The organism is Caulobacter sp. GW821-FHT05F04 (genome assembly GCF_059419665.1).
In genome coordinates this window covers 72,348-90,678 of sequence record NZ_JBWKSF010000009.1, presented here as the reverse complement: position 1 = coordinate 90,678, position 18,331 = coordinate 72,348, and the positions used below count along the sequence as shown (strand labels likewise).

Below are 18,331 nucleotides of genomic sequence, written 5' to 3'. Positions count from 1 at the left end.
GTGCTCGGTCGGGGTCAGCCGACCTTGCGCTGGATGACGACCTTACGGTCGTCGCTTTTGATCATCGGGCCGCGGGTTTCGAAGCGACGTACGAAGACGCGCTGGTCGCCTTCGCCCTCGCCCATGCCCAGGATGTCGAAGGTCTTCTGCTGGGCCGGAGTCAGGGTCGTGTAGAAGGCGCGGGTGGCTTCCGCGCGCGTCTTCATGGCGTCGGCGGCCTTGGTCATGCGGTCCAGGCGCTCCAGGGTGGTCAGCGGCTTGCGCTCGGCCCATTCGCCTCCGTCACGCTTGGAGTCGCCGTCCTTCTTGTCGTCCTTGGAGACTTCGCGCTTCTCGATGACGATCTTCGGCGTGGTGGCCTCGACATAGGCCTTCAGGGCGCCGTCCTGGTCGCCGCGCAGCTGCAGGATGTCGCGCAGGCGCTGGGCGCGCTTTTCCGGGTCGGCGTGGCGGTCCTGGCGCATGAACATCATGTCCGGACCCATCGCCATCATCATGTCCATCGGGGGCATGGGGGGCAGGGGCGCTTCCGGCGGCGGCGGGGGGGCGGGCGGGGCCGGGGGCGGCGGAACCTGGGCCAGGGCCGCGCCGGCGATAAGGGTTGCGGCAGCCCCTGCAAACGCCAGGCGGGTAAGGGTTTTACGCATGGTTGTGAGCTCCCTGTCGTATGATGGCGAGAGCTTGGCCATCGGGATATGGCGCGAAAATGTCAGAAAACATGAACAATGTTCCATGTTTGACGAAGTCCGCAAAAGGTTCCGTGCTTGCGCTCAAGCGGGCGTGCTTTATGTCAGCTGCCAGTTCCGGGATCGTCGTGATCTAGAGGACGCCGGTCCCGCCGTGCGTCCGCGCCGGTCTGCCCGCGTTTCCGGCCCGGAGTCTTTTCATGAAGTCGATCGCTTTCGTCGCCCTGGCGCTGGCGGGACTGTGCTGGGGCCTGGGCTTTCCAACCGGCAAGTTGATCCTGACCGAGATGGACGCGGCCCATATGGTGCTGCTGCGCTTCGTGGTCGCCGCCCTGGCCGCCGCGCCGTTCGCTCTGCGCTCGCCCGAGGTCCGGGCCCTGTTCAAGTCGCCGGTCGTGCTGCTGGCGGGCGTACTCTACGGCGTGGCCTTCATGGTCCAGTTCGAGGGTCTGGCCCATGTCAGCGTCACGGTCGCGGCCCTGCTGGTCGGCGCCATGCCGGCCCTGATCGCGGTCAGCGCCAAGATCCTGGGCGAGACGGTTTCGCGAATGTCATGGGCTGGCGTGGCCGCGGCGACCCTGGGCGCGGCCCTGATCGCCGGCAAGCCGGATGGGGCCAGCTCGCCGTTGGGCGTGGCGTTGTCGCTGGGCGCGCTGTTCCTGTTCCTGGCCTGGCTGCTGACCTTGCGCCGCGCCCCGAAGGCCCCGAACGCCATGGCCATCCCGGCGGTGTCGATCATCATCGCGGCCGCGACCGTCCTGCCGATTGCCTTCGTCATGCACGGCCCGCCGAAACTGACCCTGAGCGCGCCCGTCTGGGCCGCGATCCTGGCCCAGGGCGTGCTGGCCACCCTGCTGGCCACCGCCGCCTGGCAGTACGGCGCGGCCCGGGTCGGCGCGGCCAGCGCCGGGGTGTTCATCAATATCGAGCCGCTGATCGGCGCCTGCTGCGGCGTGCTGCTGTTCGGCGACCACCTGACCGCGGCGCTGTTCGCTGGCGGCCTGCTGATCATCGGCGGTTCTCTGGCGGTGGTGCTGGGGGAGAAGAAAGCCGCGCTGGGCGACATCCAGGCGACGGTGGCGCCAACCCCTTGATATGGGCGGCTCAGTCCAGCGCGTTGCGGCAGGCCGCGCCCATGGCCAGCGGCGACAGGGCGATCGCGCCGACGCAGTAGGCCAGCAGCAGCAGCAGTCCGCCCGTCCACGGCAGGCCGGCCGAATAGCCGTCCAGCGCCCCGGCTCCGAAGATCACCGGCGGGGCGAACAGCGGCAGGACGATCACCGCCACCAGCAGGCCGCCGCGCTTGCTGCCCAGGGCTAGCGCCGCGCCGAGACCGCCGAGGAAGGCGAAGGCCAGGCCGCCGGCCAGGGCGCACAGCACCAGCAGCGGCATGACCTTGAGATCCGCGCCCAGCATCAGCGCCGCGATCGGCGCGGCGAGCGCGAGCGGCGCGCCGGTGGCCAGCCACTGGGCCAGGCACTTGGCGACCGCGACGGCCTCCAAGGGCGCGGGGCCCAGGGCCAGCAGGTCCAGGGTCCCATCCTCGTAGTCGCGTTCGAACAGGCGCTCCAGCGACAGCAGCGCCGCCAGGGCCAGGGCCAGCCAGGCGATCCCGGGCGCGATGGCGGCCAGGCGCTCGGGCGCGCGGCCCGAGGCCATCGGCAGCAGCACCACGACGCAGGCGTAGAAGGTCAGGGCCAGCAGCGGCCCGCCGCCCTTGCCCCAGGCCAGGGCCAGTTCCCGCCGCAGGAGGATGCCGAAGCCTTTCATCGCCCGGCTCCTTCCATGCCAATGGGCACCGACCGGGTCGGGATCGGCAGCGGATCGTGCACCGAGGCCAAGATCATGCCGCCAGCGGCCAGGTGCTCGGCCATCACCTGGCCGAACGCCGCGCGCTGGCCCGCGTCCAGCGGGGCCATCGGCTCGTCCAGCAGCCATAGCGCCCGCGGACTGGCCGCCAGTCGCGCCAGGGCCAGGCGACGGCGCTGGCCGGCCGACAGGCGGCGGACTTCCAGGTCCAGCAGGCGATTGAGGTCGAAGCGCTTGGCCGCCGCCCGGGCGTTATCCTCGGTTCCGCCGGTCCACAGCGTCTGGAAGCGCAGCTCCTCCCAGGCTGTCCGGCTGGACTTCAGCCCGTCCTGGTGGCCCAGCAGGTGCAGGTGCTCGGCCCGTGCGGTGTCGGCCTCGATCGGTCCGGTCTCGCTCTCGAAGGCGATCGTTCCTTCGGCGGGGCGCAGCAGGCCCGCCACGGCCCGCAAAAGGCTGGTCTTGCCGGCCCCGTTGCGGCCCATCAGCACCGCCGCCTCGCCGGCGCGCAGCGTCAGATCCAGGCGCGAAAACAGCGTGCGCTCGCCCCGCGTGATCGCCAGTTCCTTAATGAGAACAACTCTCAACACGTCAAGACCCCGTGCGCGACATGGACGTTCGACGACGGCGGCGCTAATAAGCGCGCGGTCGTCCCCCTCCAGTCGTTTTGGGTGGTACGCGGCGCGGAGGCGGAACCTGTGTGTCCCTTCCGATCAGCGCGTGATCCCGGGAGCGGTTTTCGGGCGGCCGTGGACAGAGAAGGATCCTCGAGAATGGCGTCTGTTGACAGCCTGAAAGCCCGCCGCGAACTGAAGGTCGGCAATAAGTCCTACGTCTATTACAGCCTTCGCGCCGCCGAGGAAGCCGGTCTGACCGGAACTTCGTCGCTGCCGGTGTCGATGAAGGTGCTGCTGGAGAACCTGCTTCGCAACGAAGACAGCGTTTCGGTGTCGGAAGACGACCTGAAGGCCGTCGCCGCCTGGCTGCAGAACAAGGGCTCGGTCGAGCACGAGATCAGCTTCCGTCCGGCCCGCGTGCTGATGCAGGACTTCACCGGTGTTCCCGCCGTCGTCGACCTGGCCGCCATGCGCGACGCCATGGTCGCCCTGGGCGCCAACCCGGTCAAGATCAACCCGCTGAACCCGGTCGACCTGGTCATCGACCACTCGGTGATGGTCGACAACTTCGGCAACCCGAAGGCCTATGACGACAACGTCAAGCGCGAGTACGAGCGCAACATCGAGCGCTACCGCTTCCTGCGCTGGGGTTCGTCGGCGTTCAACAACTTCCGCGTCGTGCCGCCCGGCACCGGCATCTGCCACCAGGTGAACCTCGAATACCTGGCCCAGACCGTGTGGACCAACGAAGTGGACGGCGATGAAGTCGCCTATCCCGACACCGTCGTCGGCACCGACAGCCACACGACCATGGTCAACGGCCTGGCCGTGCTGGGCTGGGGCGTGGGCGGCATCGAGGCCGAGGCCGCGATGCTGGGCCAGCCGATCCCGATGCTGATTCCGGAAGTCATCGGCTTCAAGCTGACCGGCGCCATGCCGGAAGGCGCGACCGCGACCGACCTGGTGCTGACCGTCACCCAGATGCTGCGCAAGAAGGGCGTGGTCGGCAAGTTCGTCGAATTCTACGGCGACGCCCTGGCCAACCTGACCCTGGAAGACCAGGCGACGATCGCCAACATGGCCCCGGAATACGGCGCCACCTGCGGCTTCTTCCCGATCTCGGCCTCGACCGTGGCCTATCTGAAAGGCACCGGCCGCACGCCCGAGCGCGTCGCCCTGGTCGAGGCCTACGCCAAGGAACAGGGTCTGTGGTGGGAGCCGGGCACGCCCGAGCCGACCTTCACCGACACCTTGGAACTCGACCTCTCGAGCGTCCAGCCGTCGCTGGCCGGCCCGAAGCGTCCGCAGGACCGCGTCCTGCTGGCCGAGGCCTCGTACAAGTTCCAGGAGTCGCTGGTCGGCGAGTTCGGCAAGGCCGATCAGCCTGACCTGCGCGCCCCGGTGGAAGGCGAGAACTTCGACGTCGGCCACGGCGACGTGGTCATCGCCGCCATCACCTCGTGCACCAACACGTCCAACCCCTCGGTTCTGATCGCCGCCGGCCTGGTGGCCAAGAACGCGGTGGCCAAGGGCCTGAAGGTCAAGCCGTGGGTGAAGACCTCGCTGGCCCCCGGCTCGCAAGTCGTCACAGACTATCTGGCCAAGGCCGGTCTGACCAAGCACCTCGATGCTCTCGGCTTCAACCTCGTGGGTTATGGCTGCACCACCTGCATCGGCAATTCCGGCCCGCTGCCGGAAGCCATCAGCAAGACGATCAACGACAACGACCTAGTCGCTTGCTCGGTGCTGTCGGGCAACCGCAACTTCGAAGGCCGCGTGAACCCGGACGTCCGCGCCAACTACCTGGCCTCGCCGCCGCTGGTGGTGGCCTACGCCCTGGCCGGCACGATGAAGATCGACCTGGCCACCCAGCCGATCGGCCAGGACAAGAAGGGCAACGACGTCTTCCTGAAGGACATCTGGCCTTCGAACGAAGACATCGCGACCCTGCAGCGCAAGGCCATCAACGAGAAGATGTTCGCCACCCGTTACGGCGACGTCTTCAAGGGCGACAAGAACTGGCAGGGCATCAAGGTGACCGGCGGCCAGACCTACGCCTGGGAAGGCGACTCGACCTACGTCCAGAACCCGCCGTACTTCCCCAACATCTCGATGACCCCCACTCCGGTCACCGACATCGTGGAAGCCCGCATTCTGGCCGTGTTCGGCGACTCGATCACCACCGACCACATCAGCCCGGCCGGTTCGATCAAGACCAGCAGCCCGGCCGGTCAGTACCTGATCGACCACGGCGTCCAGCCGGTGGACTTCAACGGCTACGGCGCCCGCCGCGGCAACCACCAGGTCATGATGCGCGGCACGTTCGCCAACATCCGCATCCGCAACAAGATCACCCCGGAGATCGAAGGCGGCGTGACCAAGCACTTCCCGACCGGTGAAGTGATGCCGATCTACGACGCGGCCATGAAGTACCAGGCCGAAGGTCGTCCGGCGGTCGTGTTCGGCGGCAAGGAATACGGCACCGGCTCGTCGCGCGACTGGGCCGCCAAGGGCACCAAGCTCCTGGGCGTCCGCGCGGTGATCTGCGAAAGCTTCGAGCGCATCCACCGCTCGAACCTGGTCGGCATGGGCGTGCTGCCGCTGCAGTTCGTCCAGGACGGCTGGCAGAAGCTGGAGCTGACCGGCGAGGAGATCGTCTCGATCCGCGGCCTCACGGACCTGGCGCCGCGCAAGCAGCTGATCGTCGAGCTCTATCGCCCGACCGACGGCCGCATCGCCCGCTTCCCGGTTCGCTGCCGCATCGATACGCCGACCGAGCTCGAGTACTTCAAGAACGGCGGCGTGCTGAACTACGTGCTGCGCAACCTGGCCAAGTCGGCTAGCTAAGCGAAGCGTTCAGGCGCACGAAAAAGGCGGCCGGCTCCCTCGGGGGTCGGCCGTTTTCGTTGGAGGAGCGCGTGACAACGATGTCTCCACCTTTTCTCCCCATGACCGACGCTATTCACGGCCTCGTGAACGGCTATCTCGGGCGTTCTTGGCTTAAGTGACCCGCAATGCGTAAGGCCGCCCTCTCCCTGCTCGCCCTGGCCCTGTCCGGCGTCGCCATCTCCCTGTCTTGGGGGCCCGCCGCGTGGGCCGCCAAGCCGCCGGTGGTGGTCGAGCTGTTCACGGCCCAGGGCTGCTCGTCCTGCGGCAAGGCCAACCAGCTGGCGGCGGATCTTTCCAAGCAGGACGGCGTCCTGGCCCTGACCTATTCGGTCGACTACTGGGACTATCTCGGCTGGAAGGACACCTTCGCCAAGCCGAGCTTCGCCGAGCGCCAGCGCGCCTACGCCAAGAAGTTCGCCCTGCGCGACGTGCCCACGCCCCAGATGGTGGTCGGCGGCCGCGTCCAGGCGTCCGGGACCAAGGCCGAGGCGATCGAGGATCTGGTCAAGACCGCCAAACGTTCGGCCGGCGATCCGCCGGACATGCAGTTCGTCGGCAAGACGCGCGTCGCGGTCGGTTCGGGTCCTGCGCCGCGCGGCGGGGCCGAGGTCTGGCTGGTGCGCTACGACCCGCGCGAGCAGGACATCGCCGTCAAGCGCGGCGATAACAAGGGCCAGACCCTGGTTCACCGCAACGTGGTGCGCGAACTGGTCAAGCTGGGTCCCTGGGCAGGCCGGCCCAAGCTTTATCGCCTGCCGGCCTCGACCGACGACGGTCTGGAGAGCGTGATCCTGGTGCAGGGCGCCAAGGGCGGCCGTATCCTGGGCGTGCTGGAAACCACCACCCCCGAGCGCTGAGGTCTCTGAACTTCAGGAGCCCGTCAAAAGAAAACCCGCGTGGCCGGAGGGGACGGGCCACGCGGGTTCCTTTGCATGCCGACGAGAAGCGTCTCGTGACCGGGCGGGCTGGGGGGGCTGGACAGGAACCCGGTCCGCTCTTCGTCGACACATCCCTTATCGCCGCCCAAACAGGCGAGGACTGGACCAAACAAAGGTCGTTTCTGGGCGGGCTGTGTCATGGATGAGACACGTCATGGATGAGGCGCACGCGCAAAAAAGCCCGCGCGGTAGGGGGATCCGCGCGGGCTCATTTGGGGGAGGGGATATAGAGTTTGTCGGCTGACCGGCCCGCGATCTGGGGGGCTGGGGGGGCTGTTCAGGATCCTGGACCACAGGGTGTCCGATCAGCCGACAATCACTTTATCGACCCGCAAACAGGCGGGCGAACGACCGAAATAAGGTCATATCGGGGCGCAGCATGGCCGTGGCGTGTCTTTTTGGCCGGGCGTGACCGGCGTGACACGAAGGCCGGGGTTTCGTGGCGCCAGGCTGTTCCAATCGTCCGATTTGGGATTAGATTCCGCCGATGGCCTTGGAATCCCAATCCGCGCCCGTCGGCGGCGTTGTCTTCTTCGAACGACGTGAGCTGGACCAGCTGATGCGCCTCTACGGCCGCATGGTGGCGGCCGGCGAGTGGCGCGACTACGGCATCGCCGGCCTCTCCGACCACGCCGTGTTCTCGATCTTCCGCCATACGGCCGAAGCGCCGCTCTATCGGGTCGAGAAGCGTCCGGCCCTGGCCCGCAAGCAGGGCGCCTGGGCTGTGCAGGGCCAGGGCGGCCAGATCCTCAAGCGCGGCCACGAACTGGCCCAGGTGCTGCGGGTGTTCGAGAAGGGCAAGTTCTCGGTCGTCGACTGACCGCTAAAACGAGAAACCCAGCTTGGCGCCGACGAAGCGGCCCTCGTTGTCGTAGCCGCGGGCCGCGCCGACGCCGCTGGTGTCGGCGCTGGGCTGGATGCCGCACAGCACCCCGATCCCGCCCGAGACTCCGCCCTCGCGCCGCTCGATCGCCGTCCGGGCCACGCCGCGCGGCAAGGGCGGCCGCGCCTGGGCGTAGCGCAGCTCCACCGGACCGACGGGCTTGAGGTTCAGGGGCGTGGAGAGGTTCGGGGTCTTGGCGACCGGCGGATAGGCCGGGAGCGTCGTCTCGGCGTGGGCCCCGACGGCGAACAGCAGTGCGGCGGTCAGGACGAGGGTTCGGATCATGGTCGTCTCCATCCCCGACACTGTGGGCGCGATGCACGCAAAGAAAAAGCCCCGGCGGTTTCCCGCCGGGGCTTCGTGGTTTCGACCTCGGTTCTTTCCAGTCTCCGGTCCGCCCCTTCGGTCGGACCGGTGGCCGTCTTAGCGACGGCTGCCCAGGATGCTGAGCAGGAATTGGAAGAGGTTGATGAAGTTCAGATAGAGGTTCAGCGCGCCATAGTTGGTGGCCACGGCCATCGACTGCTGCTCGCCGCCCAGCTGGTAGTAGGTCATCTTCAGGCGCTGGGTGTCGTAGGCGATCAGGCCCGCGAAGATCAGCACGCCCAGGACGCTGATGATGAAGCTCAGGCCCGGCAGGTGCAGGAACATCTGGACCAGCGAAGCCAGCACCAGGCCGATCAGGCCCATGATCAGGAAGCTGCCGAGACCGGTCAGGTCCTTCTTGGTGGTGTAACCCACCAGGCTCAGACCGCCGAAGGCGATGGCGGTGATCAGGAAGGTCGAGGCCACCGAGGCGCCGGTATAGGCCAGCAGCCACACGCCCGCGCCCGCGCCGATCGACGCGACCAGGGCCCAGTAGAGAATGCCCGACGAACGCGCCGTCGGGTTCTTCATGGCGAACATGGCCACCAGCATCATGGCCAGCGGCGCGAAGCGGACGATGGTGCCCAGCATGGTGAAGCCGGCCAGGCGGCCGTCCGGGGTCAGCACATACAGCTGGCTGGCGACCGGCGTATAGGCGCTGGTCAGGAAGGCCAGGCCGGCCGACAGCAGGAGGCCCAGCGCCACCTTGTTGTAGACGCCGAGCATGAAAGTACGCAGGCCGGCGTCAACCGACATGTCGGCGCGATCCGCCGGGATCGAGCGCGCGTAGCCGCGGTTGAAGTCGTTCATCGAAGTAAGCCCTTGAGCTAGAGCGTCCACGGTGGACGCTAGACGAATATCGGGTGTCGCGACCGGTCGCGCAATCCCCTCACGAAAGTGTTCATGGTATGCGTTCGTGAAGGGGCCGGTTCCCTGACGCGGCCATCGACGCGTCTTGCGGTGACGCGATGACAGCCCTTAGAACGCTTGCCTGACAAAGCTTGCCCAATAGGGCGAAAGAGGGGCTGGCCCATGGAGTACGTCAAGCTCGGCCGCACCGACGTGTCGGTCTCGCGCTGCTGCCTGGGCACCATGACCTGGGGCTCGCAGAACACCGAGGCCGAGGCTCACGAACAGATGGACTACGCGCTGTCGCGCGGCGTCAACTTCTGGGACACGGCCGAAATGTATTCCAGCCCTCCCAATCCGGAGACCCAGGGCCGCACCGAGCGGTATATCGGCACGTGGCTGGAAAAGACCGGCAAGCGCCACGAGATCGTGCTGGCGTCCAAGGTCGCCGGCCAGGGCGCGGCCTTCGGCGGCTTGTCGTGGATGCGCAAGGACGGCGCGACCACCCGCCAGACCAAGGCCCAGATCGACGAGGCCGTCGAAGGCTCGCTGCGCCGCCTGAAGACCGACTATCTCGATCTCTACCAGCTGCACTGGCCCGACCGCAAAGTGCGGGTGTTCGGCGGCCAGTCCTACCGCGACTACGACCAGGATTTCGAAGCGTTCGGCGACATCCTCGAGGCGCTGGACGCCCACGTGAAGAAGGGCTCGATCCGCCATGTCGGCGTCTCGAACGAGTTCCCCTGGGGCGTCATGAAGTTCCTGGCCGAGAGCGACACCAAGGGCCTTCCCCGCATCGCCTCGATCCAGAACGCCTATCATCTGGCCAACCGCACCTTCGAGTTCGGCCTGGCCGAGATCGCCATGCGCGAACAGGTCGGCCTGCTGGCCTATTCGCCCCTGGCCCAGGGCCAGCTGACCGGCAAGTACCTGGACGGCGGCCTGCCCGAGGGTTCGCGCAAGGCGCTCTACAACCGCATGCAGCGCTATGAGGGTCCGGGCGCGGTGGAGGCGTTCCGCGCCTATGTCGCGCTGGCCAAGGCCAACGGGCTGGACCCGGCCCAGCTGGCGCTGAAGTTCTGCGACGCGCGCCCGTTCGTGACCGCCACGATCATCGGCGCCACCTCGATGGCCCAGCTGAAAACCGACATCGACGCCTTCGACCTGGCCTGGACCGACGAGCTGGAAAAGGCCGTCAACGACATCCACGCCCGCCAGCCCAATCCCTGCCCGTAGACGTTCTCCCCGGATGATCCGCCTGTTCACCGCCATCGCCATACCGCCGGAGATCGGCCAGGGGCTGCTCTCGCGCCAGCACGGGATCGAGGGCGCGCGCTGGCGGCCGCTGGAGGCGTTCCACATCACGCTGAAGTTCATCGGCGACGTGCAGGAGCCGGTGGCGGCCGAGCTGGACGAGGCCTTGGCGGAGATCGCCGCGCCGGCCTTCGACCTGGAACTGACCCGCGCCGGCTGCTTCGGCGAGGGCGCGGACATCCATGCTGTCTGGGCGGGGGTCGAGGACAGCACGCCGCTGCGTCGCCTGCAGAAGGCCAATGAGAGCGCCGCCCGATCGGTGGGGCTCAAGCCCGAGAGCCGCCTCTACACCCCCCACGTCACCCTGGCCTATCTGAAGCGCGCCTCGGTCGCCGAGGTCGGGGCCTGGATCCAGGCCAACAACCTGCTGCGCTCGCCGGCTTTCACGGTGGATCGCTTCGGCCTCTATTCCAGCTGGCAGACCAGCGAAGGCTCGGCCTACCGGCTGGAACGGGAATACCCGCTGGGGTGAGGTTGGTCGGTGATCGCCTGGGCCGGGAGCCGACATGCTGATCGCCTGAGAGGGTGGAAAGTCGCCGGTCGGTCTGGCAAACTCTGGCCGTTCGGAGATGTCGAGATGAATGGGTGGTACGACGGTTTCGGACTGTACCATGGCCCTGACGACCCACGGCTTATCGTGCCGAAGCGTATTCCCATGATGGGTTGGACAATCAATGTGTCACACCCCCACGGGCCTTTGGTCCTCCTGCTGCTCGGCGCCATTATCTTCGGGGCGATCCTGGCGAAGGTGCTCGCTTAGGCGAGCATCGCCGAGGTCTGACTAGGGGCGAAGCCCGACCTTGGTCGCTGCGATCCTTAAATCTCTTGGAGGCTGCAGCGTGCAGGGCTGTCCAGGTCAGTCAAGGACGGCTTCGCCGCCGCGCGCGGCCGCTCGGAGAGCGGTGTCGGCGGAGTGACCTGGACAGCCCTGCGATCGTCTCGCCGTGAGATGTAAGGCGGGCGCTCTTCCGGGGCGGAAGGGCTTTCTCACAGATCCTAAAGACATCCCGTCATTCCCGCCCTGAAACGACGAGAGTAACCCGGTAGCGGAAATCCCGGCCGAGGGGTTTAGGCGGAACGCCGGAGCTCTCGTTAGCGCAACAGAAGACGAAAACCTCGCGTGCAGCGGATCATCCGCTCCCGCTCCCGCTCGCCGGAGCGAGCATGGCTTGGCAGCGCAGCGGGGCTGTTTGAGGCTCCGCCATCGTTACGGCGGTTTAACTTCGCGGCGACAGCGGGATGATCCAAGGTCGCACTGATAGTGATGTGGAGCGCGATCGATGAGCCGTCTTCTGTTAGGCATGGCCCTGGTCGTGGCGATCGCGACGCCAGCATGGGCGGCGAACTCCGATCCGCTGGCGGCTCTTGGCCACGGCCTGCGTCCCGACGTGATCGCGGCGGGCCAGACGGCGCCAGGTTGGTCGCTGACAGAGCGCATGGCTCACTACAAGGTGCCAGGAGTAGCCATCGCCATACTCCGGGACGGCGAGGTCGTGCGTGCGGTCGGCTACGGTGTTCGCGAAGCCGGGAGTCAGGACAAGGTCGACGGCGACACACTGTTCTCGGTGGGATCGATCAGCAAGGTGGTGACAGCGGCGACCACGCTGCGACTGGTCGCGGACGGTCGGCTGGATCTGGACCGCGACGTCGACGACTACCTGAAGCGCTGGAAGCTTCCAGCCTCGGCCGAGGTCCCCGATCCGCGCGTCAGCCTGCGCATGCTGATGTCGCATACCTCGGGCCTGGGCGTGCACGGCTTCGCCGACTACCAGCCCGCCGAGCCGTTGCCGACCCTGGTCCAGGTGCTGAACGGGGAGAAGCCGGCCAAGAACGAGGCCGTGCGGTTCAAGCAGTCGCCGGGCGCTCTCAACGACTATTCGGGTGGCGGGATCACCGTCGAGCAGGCCGTGATCGAGGATGCGACGGGGCAGACCCTCGGAACGCTGGCTCAGGCCCGGGTGTTCGCGGCGCTGGGCATGAAGCGCAGCACGTTTGAGAGCCCACTGTCTGCGGCGCGCGGCAATATCGCCAAGGCCCACGACGCCCAGGGTGCGCCGACCGCCCTGCCGCGCGGTTGGGAGAGCTTCGCCGAGGCCGGCGCGTCCGGTCTGTGGACCAGCGCGAACGACTTGGGCCAGTTCGTCGGCGGCCTGGTCAGGAGCTACCAGGGACGCGGCGACTTCCTGCCCCAGCCTCTGGCGACGGCGATGATGACCGAGGTCGCGCCCAGCCCCTTCGGTCTGGGACCGCGGCTTGGCGGCGCCGGTCTGGGGCGGTACTTCTTCCACCTGGGCGCCAACGAGAGCTACCGCGCCCTCATGGAAGGCTATCTCGAGACCGGAGACGGCTTCGTGATCCTGACCAATGGCAGCAATGGCCCGGCCTTGATCGCCGAGGTCCGCAACGCTCTGTCCGACGCGATCGGGCAGGGCGCGCGCCCGCCGCTACGCGCCGTCGCCCTGCGCGCGCCGCCGTCGCCGGATTTCGCCGGCCGTTATCGGCTCGACCCCGCCACGCCCGTCGATCTGCGCCGGGCCCTGGCTGACAATTTCGAGTACGACACCCTGCAGGTGGGCGTCACCGACGACACCGTCGCGATCACGCCGGCCGGTCAGGACAGGCCAATGCCGCTGGCGCCGCTGGGGCCGGCCAGGTTCGCCCAGTCGGGCCTCTACGCCTTCACCTTTGAATTCCATCGCGACGCCTGGGGCAAAGTGCGCGGGCTGACGGTCTTCATGCCCGAGACCAGTTCGTCGGCGCACTATTTGCGCCAGTAAGCGTGTTCAGAGGTCGCCTGGCATCTAGCTAGACGTTGCATTTGCCCGTTCGTCAGCATGGCTGGATCTCGCCTTCCCGGAGCGACCGCAGAGTCCGTTCATGGCGCAACACGGCCGAAGGCGGACCCTAAATCGCCGCCGATATCAACTGTCGGTACCGGTCAACACACGCCCTTGTGGCGGGAACCCCTCCGTCCGCCGCAAGGGCGGCGGTGTGGCGGGCAAGCCCGCCAAGGCCTCTCACGTGTCAGCTGAACCAGGGGTTCCCGCCACAAGGGCGGGAATGACGGTTGTTTGTGGGGATTGAGGGGTCTGTATCCCCGGCGTTCGCGGCGCCGAACCCCACGAAATCAACGACTTCCCACTTTTTCACGCCCCTGAATGATCCGCGTTGAATCCGCCGCGATACTCAGAGCTGTCCCCGTCGCGGGGGAGGGCGTTTGGATCCGGCCCAATACGGCGGCGGGGGTAGGTTGAGCGGGGCCGCTGGCGGTTCCCGGCGGTGTCGTCAGGTCGTGCGGCTTACTCTTTAGGAGCGCGTACGGGTGACTGGATCGTTGGGATCAAACCCTCAGTGGAGCGACAGGGCGGTGATCGTACAAGCCGCCTATCGTGGATCGTCGGGGTCGAGACGGATGTAGCCGATCGACTTGGTCCGCGCCCGTCCGGGGGCTAGTGGGGTCCCGAGCTGAAAGACGCTCACGCCCCCCATCCTCACGGGCAAGAACAGCCTGGCGGAGCGGTCGTCCGAGCCGAAACACAACAAACCTCACGGTCTCCGGGTTCGCCCGGCCGCTCCGTCGCCTCCCCATACGCCTTCAGCGGCCCCGCCGCGTGAAGCGGCGGACGTGCGTCTGACTCAGCACTGGCCCCCACCTGACCTGCTCGCGCAGGTCTGTCCGCCCCCAAGCGGGGCGGAGAGGGAGCCACGTCCCCTTCTCTCCTCCCCCTGTTGGGGGAGGGGGACCGGCGGAGCCGGTGGAGGGGGGGCAGCGCCGCCCTTGACGCCCCTCGCCCGAAACCCCAGAAGCCGTTGGTGACCGACGCCGTTCCCCCCGCCTCAGCCGATACGCCGCCCCCCGCGCCCAAGACGGGGGGGCTGCTCAAGTCGTCGGCGATCTATTCCGGCCTGACCCTGGTCAGCCGGTTCATGGGTTTCGCGCGCGATCTGGCCGTCTCGTACCGGATGGGGGCCAGCGCCACCCCGGCCGCCGACGCCTATAACGCCGCCCTGGCGTTCCCGAACCTGTTCCGTCGGTTCTTCGCCGAAGGCGCCTTCGCGGCGGCCTTCGTGCCGGCCTACGCCAAGTCGCTGCAGCGCGACGGCGAGGAGAAGGCCGACATCCTGGCCGCCGACGCCATGGCCACCCTGGCGGCCTCGACCATCCTCATCACCGTCGTCTGCCAGCTGGCCATGCCGTGGCTGATGATGCTGATCAGCCCGGGCTTCGGCTGGGGCACCGAGAAGTACAAGCTGGCGGTGCTGCTGACCCAGATCACCATGCCCTACCTGCCCTGCATGGCGATCGTGGCCCACCTGTCGGGGGTGCTGAACGCCCGCGACCGCTTCATCCTGTCGGCCGGCGCGCCGATCCTGCTGAACCTCTGCACCCTGGCCTTCATCCTGCCGCAGAGCACCGCGATCGACGCGGCCCGCTGGGGCTCGATCGGCGTCGTGGTCGCCGGTGTCGCGCAAGCCGCCTTGCTGACCTGGGGCGTCAACAAATCCGGCGCCAAGGTCCACTGGCGGCTGCCGCGCCTGACGCCCGAGGTGCGCGAGCTGATCGGCAAGGCCATCCCCGGCGCCCTGGCGGCCAGCGCCACCCAGGTCAACATCTTCATTTCCGGCAACCTGGCCAGCCATGTGCCCGGCGGCCGCACCTGGCTGGCGACGGCCGATCGCCTCTATCAGCTGCCGCTGGGCCTGGTGGGCGTGGCCATCGGCGTGGCCCTGCTGCCGCGCCTGTCGCGGGCCGTCCACTCGGGCGACCGCGCGGACGCCCAGAGCGCCATGGACCAGGGGATCACCCTGGCCATGGCCCTGACCCTGCCGGCCGCGGCGGCCCTGATCGCCATGCCCGGCTTCCTGTCGGACGGCCTCTACACACGCGGCCAGTTCACCGCCTTCGACGCCAGCCAGACGGCGGCGGCCCTGTTCTTCTACGGCCTGGGCACCCCGGCCTTCGTGCTGCAGCAGCTCTATTCGCGGGCCTTCTTCGCGCGTGGCGACACCAGGAGCCCGATGCGCTACGCCCTGATTTCGGTGGCGGTGAACATCGCCTTCGGCGTGGTCCTGTTCCAGCTGGTCGGGGTCAAGGGCATCGCGGCGGCCACGGCCATCGCCTCGTGGATCAATGTCGGCCAGATGGCCTGGGGCCTGTCGGCCAAGAAGGAATATGGCCCGTCGCCGCAGACCTGGTCGCGCTTGCTCCGGATCCTGGCCGCCAGCCTGGGCATGGGCCTGTTGCTGGCCGCCGCCTCGCATTATCGCGACCTGATCGAGGCGCCGTTGCGGGGTCTGGGCCTGACCGGCCATGCGATCGGCGCCAAGGAGTTCGCCCTGGCCCTGACCTGCCTGGCCGGCGTGGCGGTCTATCCGCCGCTGCTGTTCCTATTCGGCGGGGTCAAGCCGGCCGAACTGAAGGCGGTGCTGCGACGTGGCAAGGCTTGATCCATGCCCGCGAGGAGGCTAACCAGCGGGGCATGGCTCCGATCGGTCCCCTCGCGCCGCGATGGCGCGGCTCTTTCTGATCTCGATCCTCGCGCTTCGGCGCGAGCGCGCGACCGCGCCCTAGCCACATCCTTCGAATTCCGCAGCCAAGGCTGAAGCCATGACCGATCAAGCCCCCGTCGTCTATGCGGGCCCCAAACGCATCCTGTCCGGGATCCAGGCCTCCGGGGCCCTGCATCTGGGCAACTATCTCGGCGCCCTGAAGCGCTTCGTCGATATCCAGGACGAGAAGCCCTTCATCTTCGTCGCCGACATGCACGCCATCACCGTCTGGCAGGATCCGGCCGTTCTGGCCGCCCAGACCCGCGAGATCGCCTGCGCCTACATCGCCGCCGGCCTGGATCCGCGAAAGGCGACGATCTTCCCACAGTCGGCCGTGCCGGCCCATGCCGAGCTGGCCTGGATCTTCAACTGCGTCGCCCGCCTCGGCTGGCTCGACCGCATGACCCAGTTCAAGGAAAAGAGCGGCAAGCACAAGGAACGCAGCTCGGTGGGCCTCTACACCTATCCGGTGCTGCAGGCGGCCGATATCCTGCTCTACAAGGCCACGCACGTGCCGGTCGGCGAGGACCAGAAGCAGCACCTGGAGCTGACCCGCGACATCGCCCAGAAGTTCAACAACGACTTCGGCGCGCCGGGCTTCTTCCCGATCACCGAGCCGGTGATCGAGGGACCGGCGACGCGGGTGATGAGCCTGCGCGACGGCTCGGCCAAGATGAGCAAGTCCGACCCGTCCGACGCCTCGCGCATCAATCTCATGGACGACGCCGACACCATCGCCGCCAAGATCCGCAAGGCCAAGACCGATCCGGAGCCGCTGCCGGAAACCGTCGAGGGCCTGAAGGAGCGTCCGGAAGCCAAGAACCTGGTCGACATTTTCGCGGCCCTCTCGAGCCAGACCCGCGAGCAGGTGATCGGCGAATATGGCGGCAAGGGTTTCGGCACGTTCAAGCCGGCCCTGGCCGAACTGGCGGTCGAGGTGATGGGCCCGATCGGCGCGCGCATGCGCGAGCTGACCGGCGACCCAGGCCAGATCGACGCCATCCTCCGGGACGGCGCCGAGCGGGCCCGAGCCGTCGCCGATCCGGTGATCGCCGAGACCAAGAAGCTGGTCGGCTTCTGGGGGGCTTGAGGTTCGGATTGAAGCGGCGTCATCTCGCGCGATGACCGACGCCGCTTCATCCAACGCCTTGGGCAGCCGCCGCAAGTTCCTGGTCGTCGCCGACGACTCTCCGGAGTTCGCGGCGGCGCTGAAATACGCCTGCCGCCGCGCCCGCTCGACCGGCGGTCACGTGGCGCTGCTGAAGGTGATCTCGCCCGCCGAGTTCGAGCACTGGAGCGGCGTGCGCGAAGAGATCGAACGCCAGGAGCGCGAGGAGGCCGAGGCCCTGCTGCAGAGCCTCGCTGGCCAGGTGGTCGCCGCCACCGGCTTGCCGCCCGAGTTCATCATCAAGCACGCCGACGGCGTCCGCACGGCGCTGAAGCAGGTCATCGCCGCCGACCCGGCCATCAAGATCCTGATCCTGGCGACCTCCACGGCCGGCCGGGGCCCCGGCCCCCTGATCTCGGCCATCGCCAAGGAAGGCGTCGGCTTCGCGGGGCGGAAGCTGCCCGTCACCGTGGTGCCGGGCGACCTGACCGACGCGGAGATCGAGGCGCTGGCCTAGAGCCTGTCCCGTTAGGCGGCTCTATCTGAACGGGGCAGGCTCTAGCCCCGCGGCGTCACCCGCACCGGCAAGGCGTCCGGCGCGCCGTTGCCGCCTCGGCAGGCGGCGGGCTTGAACTTCAGGTCCAGGCAGACCCAGACCTCGGTCAGGCGGCCGTCCTTGACGCGGACATTGAGACCCTCGCGGGTCATGCCCTTGTTGCGCTTGAGAAAGGCGTCGCGGATCTGGCCGGCGGTCATGGTCTCGCCGACGGGCGTCAGGTCGGGGACGTTCAGGCCCTTACGGACCTTCTGGGCCTTCTTGAAATAGGCCTCGGGGCTGTCCCAGTTGCACGTGCCGTGCGCCTGCCACTCGTGCTGCAGCAGCCAGGGCGACGGGGTCATGCAGAGATTGGCTTTCACCGTCGCCGGGCTCATCGGTGGGCTAGGCCTGCAGTAGCGCGGGTGGACCTTGTCCGGCCCGTTCGGCCACAAGCCGTGCACCGTGAAGCCGAAGCGGTTGTTCTGGCACTGGATGACCTTGTCCGACTCCGGAATGCCGGCGCGGCAAGCCTCGGGCGACCAGAACAGCGCCAGCAGATAGGCGGCGATCGGCACGTTGGCGTGGATCTCGTCGGCCGGAGGCGTCTCGGCCGGGGCGGGGGTCACGACGGGCGGGACCGCGCAGGCCTTCAGGTCGGAGGCCTGGACGCCGGTCGCAAGCGTCAGGACGGCGAAAGCGGTGGCGAGGGCGGTCTTCATCATGAACTCCGGAACAGCGGCGCGGATAGGGACCCGCGCCGGCGCCGACGTCAAGAAGCCCTTTGGCG

The 18,331-nt window shown here is 67.9% G+C and carries 18 protein-coding genes; 12 read left to right on the top strand and 6 right to left on the bottom strand.

Going from position 1 to position 18,331, the window contains the following annotated elements; translation table 11 throughout:
* Positions 1 to 14 precede the first annotated feature (14 nt).
* Positions 15 to 647 (bottom strand): Spy/CpxP family protein refolding chaperone, encoded by a 633-nt coding sequence (locus AC07R7_RS21320; RefSeq protein ID WP_494636517.1) that lies wholly within the window; start codon positions 645 to 647, stop codon positions 15 to 17.
* Positions 648 to 886: 239 nt separating this feature from the next.
* On the opposite strand from AC07R7_RS21320, the gene AC07R7_RS21315 reads away from it, so the two are divergent.
* Positions 887 to 1,780, top strand: coding sequence for a DMT family transporter (locus AC07R7_RS21315; RefSeq protein ID WP_494636516.1), 894 nt, complete (start codon positions 887 to 889; stop codon positions 1,778 to 1,780).
* A gap of 10 nt (positions 1,781 to 1,790) precedes the next feature.
* On the opposite strand, the gene ccmB is transcribed toward AC07R7_RS21315, so the two are convergent.
* Together ccmB and ccmA are read right to left on the bottom strand one after the other, a co-directional pair.
* Positions 1,791 to 2,456, bottom strand: coding sequence for a heme exporter protein CcmB (ccmB, locus tag AC07R7_RS21310; protein ID WP_492838834.1), 666 nt, complete (start codon positions 2,454 to 2,456; stop codon positions 1,791 to 1,793).
* Positions 2,453 to 3,082 (bottom strand): heme ABC exporter ATP-binding protein CcmA, encoded by a 630-nt coding sequence (ccmA, locus tag AC07R7_RS21305; protein WP_494636515.1) that lies wholly within the window; start codon positions 3,080 to 3,082, stop codon positions 2,453 to 2,455. The genes ccmB and ccmA overlap by 4 nt, the downstream gene beginning before the upstream one ends.
* A gap of 183 nt (positions 3,083 to 3,265) precedes the next feature.
* Here ccmA and acnA point away from each other — a divergent pair, with 183 nt between their 5' ends.
* From acnA to AC07R7_RS21290, 3 genes are all read left to right on the top strand, one after another.
* Positions 3,266 to 5,956 carry an aconitate hydratase AcnA gene (gene acnA, locus AC07R7_RS21300; RefSeq protein ID WP_494636514.1) on the top strand — a complete coding sequence of 897 codons (2,691 nt, stop codon included), beginning with the start codon at positions 3,266 to 3,268 and terminating at the stop codon, positions 5,954 to 5,956.
* Between the two features lie 167 nt (positions 5,957 to 6,123).
* The gene (locus AC07R7_RS21295) at positions 6,124 to 6,855 is read left to right on the top strand and encodes a DUF1223 domain-containing protein (RefSeq protein WP_494636513.1); all 732 of its coding nucleotides are present in this window, start codon (positions 6,124 to 6,126) and stop codon (positions 6,853 to 6,855) included.
* Between the two features lie 568 nt (positions 6,856 to 7,423).
* Positions 7,424 to 7,756: a DUF2794 domain-containing protein gene (locus AC07R7_RS21290; protein ID WP_494636512.1), complete on the top strand. Its 333-nt coding sequence runs from the start codon at positions 7,424 to 7,426 to the stop codon at positions 7,754 to 7,756.
* A 3-nt stretch (positions 7,757 to 7,759) separates the two neighbouring features.
* Here AC07R7_RS21290 and AC07R7_RS21285 read toward each other — a convergent pair whose 3' ends face one another.
* Both AC07R7_RS21285 and AC07R7_RS21280 read right to left on the bottom strand, forming a co-directional pair.
* Positions 7,760 to 8,104 (bottom strand): hypothetical protein, encoded by a 345-nt coding sequence (locus AC07R7_RS21285; RefSeq protein ID WP_494636511.1) that lies wholly within the window; start codon positions 8,102 to 8,104, stop codon positions 7,760 to 7,762.
* 138 nt (positions 8,105 to 8,242) lie between these two features.
* Positions 8,243 to 8,995: a Bax inhibitor-1/YccA family protein gene (locus AC07R7_RS21280; protein ID WP_492838826.1), complete on the bottom strand. Its 753-nt coding sequence runs from the start codon at positions 8,993 to 8,995 to the stop codon at positions 8,243 to 8,245.
* Positions 8,996 to 9,217: 222 nt separating this feature from the next.
* Here AC07R7_RS21280 and AC07R7_RS21275 point away from each other — a divergent pair, with 222 nt between their 5' ends.
* The 8 genes from AC07R7_RS21275 (at position 9,218) to AC07R7_RS21240 (ending at position 17,523) form a co-directional block, all read left to right on the top strand.
* Positions 9,218 to 10,270: an aldo/keto reductase gene (locus AC07R7_RS21275; RefSeq protein WP_494636510.1), complete on the top strand. Its 1,053-nt coding sequence runs from the start codon at positions 9,218 to 9,220 to the stop codon at positions 10,268 to 10,270.
* Between the two features lie 13 nt (positions 10,271 to 10,283).
* Positions 10,284 to 10,820 (top strand): RNA 2',3'-cyclic phosphodiesterase, encoded by a 537-nt coding sequence (gene thpR, locus AC07R7_RS21270; RefSeq protein ID WP_494636509.1) that lies wholly within the window; start codon positions 10,284 to 10,286, stop codon positions 10,818 to 10,820.
* A gap of 105 nt (positions 10,821 to 10,925) precedes the next feature.
* Positions 10,926 to 11,108, top strand: coding sequence for a DUF5808 domain-containing protein (locus AC07R7_RS21265; protein WP_494636508.1), 183 nt, complete (start codon positions 10,926 to 10,928; stop codon positions 11,106 to 11,108).
* 520 nt (positions 11,109 to 11,628) lie between these two features.
* Positions 11,629 to 13,125, top strand: a complete 1,497-nt coding sequence (locus AC07R7_RS21260) for a serine hydrolase domain-containing protein (RefSeq protein ID WP_494636507.1) — start codon at positions 11,629 to 11,631, stop codon at positions 13,123 to 13,125.
* 1,036 nt (positions 13,126 to 14,161) lie between these two features.
* A complete protein-coding gene (gene murJ, locus AC07R7_RS21255; RefSeq protein ID WP_494636506.1) occupies positions 14,162 to 15,796 on the top strand; it encodes a murein biosynthesis integral membrane protein MurJ in 1,635 nt (544 codons plus the stop codon).
* Positions 15,797 to 15,828: 32 nt separating this feature from the next.
* Positions 15,829 to 15,876 (top strand): hypothetical protein, encoded by a 48-nt coding sequence (locus AC07R7_RS21250; protein ID WP_370450218.1) that lies wholly within the window; start codon positions 15,829 to 15,831, stop codon positions 15,874 to 15,876.
* Positions 15,877 to 15,956: 80 nt separating this feature from the next.
* Positions 15,957 to 16,988, top strand: a complete 1,032-nt coding sequence (gene trpS, locus AC07R7_RS21245) for a tryptophan--tRNA ligase (protein ID WP_494636505.1) — start codon at positions 15,957 to 15,959, stop codon at positions 16,986 to 16,988.
* A gap of 31 nt (positions 16,989 to 17,019) precedes the next feature.
* Positions 17,020 to 17,523: a universal stress protein gene (locus AC07R7_RS21240; RefSeq protein ID WP_492837804.1), complete on the top strand. Its 504-nt coding sequence runs from the start codon at positions 17,020 to 17,022 to the stop codon at positions 17,521 to 17,523.
* A gap of 41 nt (positions 17,524 to 17,564) precedes the next feature.
* Here the strand turns inward: AC07R7_RS21240 and AC07R7_RS21235 are convergent, their stop codons facing one another.
* A complete protein-coding gene (locus AC07R7_RS21235; protein WP_494636504.1) occupies positions 17,565 to 18,263 on the bottom strand; it encodes a ribonuclease T2 in 699 nt (232 codons plus the stop codon).
* Between the last annotated feature and the right edge of the window lie 68 nt (positions 18,264 to 18,331).

Coding starts and splice junctions, on each gene's coding strand:
- AC07R7_RS21320 (WP_494636517.1), bottom strand. CDS start 647: ATGCGTAAAACCCTTACCCGCCTGGCGTTTGCAGGGGCTGCCGCAACC.
- AC07R7_RS21315 (WP_494636516.1), top strand. CDS start 887: ATGAAGTCGATCGCTTTCGTCGCCCTGGCGCTGGCGGGACTGTGCTGG.
- ccmB (WP_492838834.1), bottom strand. CDS start 2,456: ATGAAAGGCTTCGGCATCCTCCTGCGGCGGGAACTGGCCCTGGCCTGG.
- acnA (WP_494636514.1), top strand. CDS start 3,266: ATGGCGTCTGTTGACAGCCTGAAAGCCCGCCGCGAACTGAAGGTCGGC.
- AC07R7_RS21295 (WP_494636513.1), top strand. CDS start 6,124: ATGCGTAAGGCCGCCCTCTCCCTGCTCGCCCTGGCCCTGTCCGGCGTC.
- AC07R7_RS21290 (WP_494636512.1), top strand. CDS start 7,424: ATGGCCTTGGAATCCCAATCCGCGCCCGTCGGCGGCGTTGTCTTCTTC.
- AC07R7_RS21285 (WP_494636511.1), bottom strand. CDS start 8,104: ATGATCCGAACCCTCGTCCTGACCGCCGCACTGCTGTTCGCCGTCGGG.
- AC07R7_RS21280 (WP_492838826.1), bottom strand. CDS start 8,995: ATGAACGACTTCAACCGCGGCTACGCGCGCTCGATCCCGGCGGATCGC.
- AC07R7_RS21275 (WP_494636510.1), top strand. CDS start 9,218: ATGGAGTACGTCAAGCTCGGCCGCACCGACGTGTCGGTCTCGCGCTGC.
- thpR (WP_494636509.1), top strand. CDS start 10,284: ATGATCCGCCTGTTCACCGCCATCGCCATACCGCCGGAGATCGGCCAG.
- AC07R7_RS21265 (WP_494636508.1), top strand. CDS start 10,926: ATGAATGGGTGGTACGACGGTTTCGGACTGTACCATGGCCCTGACGAC.
- AC07R7_RS21260 (WP_494636507.1), top strand. CDS start 11,629: ATGAGCCGTCTTCTGTTAGGCATGGCCCTGGTCGTGGCGATCGCGACG.
- trpS (WP_494636505.1), top strand. CDS start 15,957: ATGACCGATCAAGCCCCCGTCGTCTATGCGGGCCCCAAACGCATCCTG.
- AC07R7_RS21240 (WP_492837804.1), top strand. CDS start 17,020: ATGACCGACGCCGCTTCATCCAACGCCTTGGGCAGCCGCCGCAAGTTC.
- AC07R7_RS21235 (WP_494636504.1), bottom strand. CDS start 18,263: ATGAAGACCGCCCTCGCCACCGCTTTCGCCGTCCTGACGCTTGCGACC.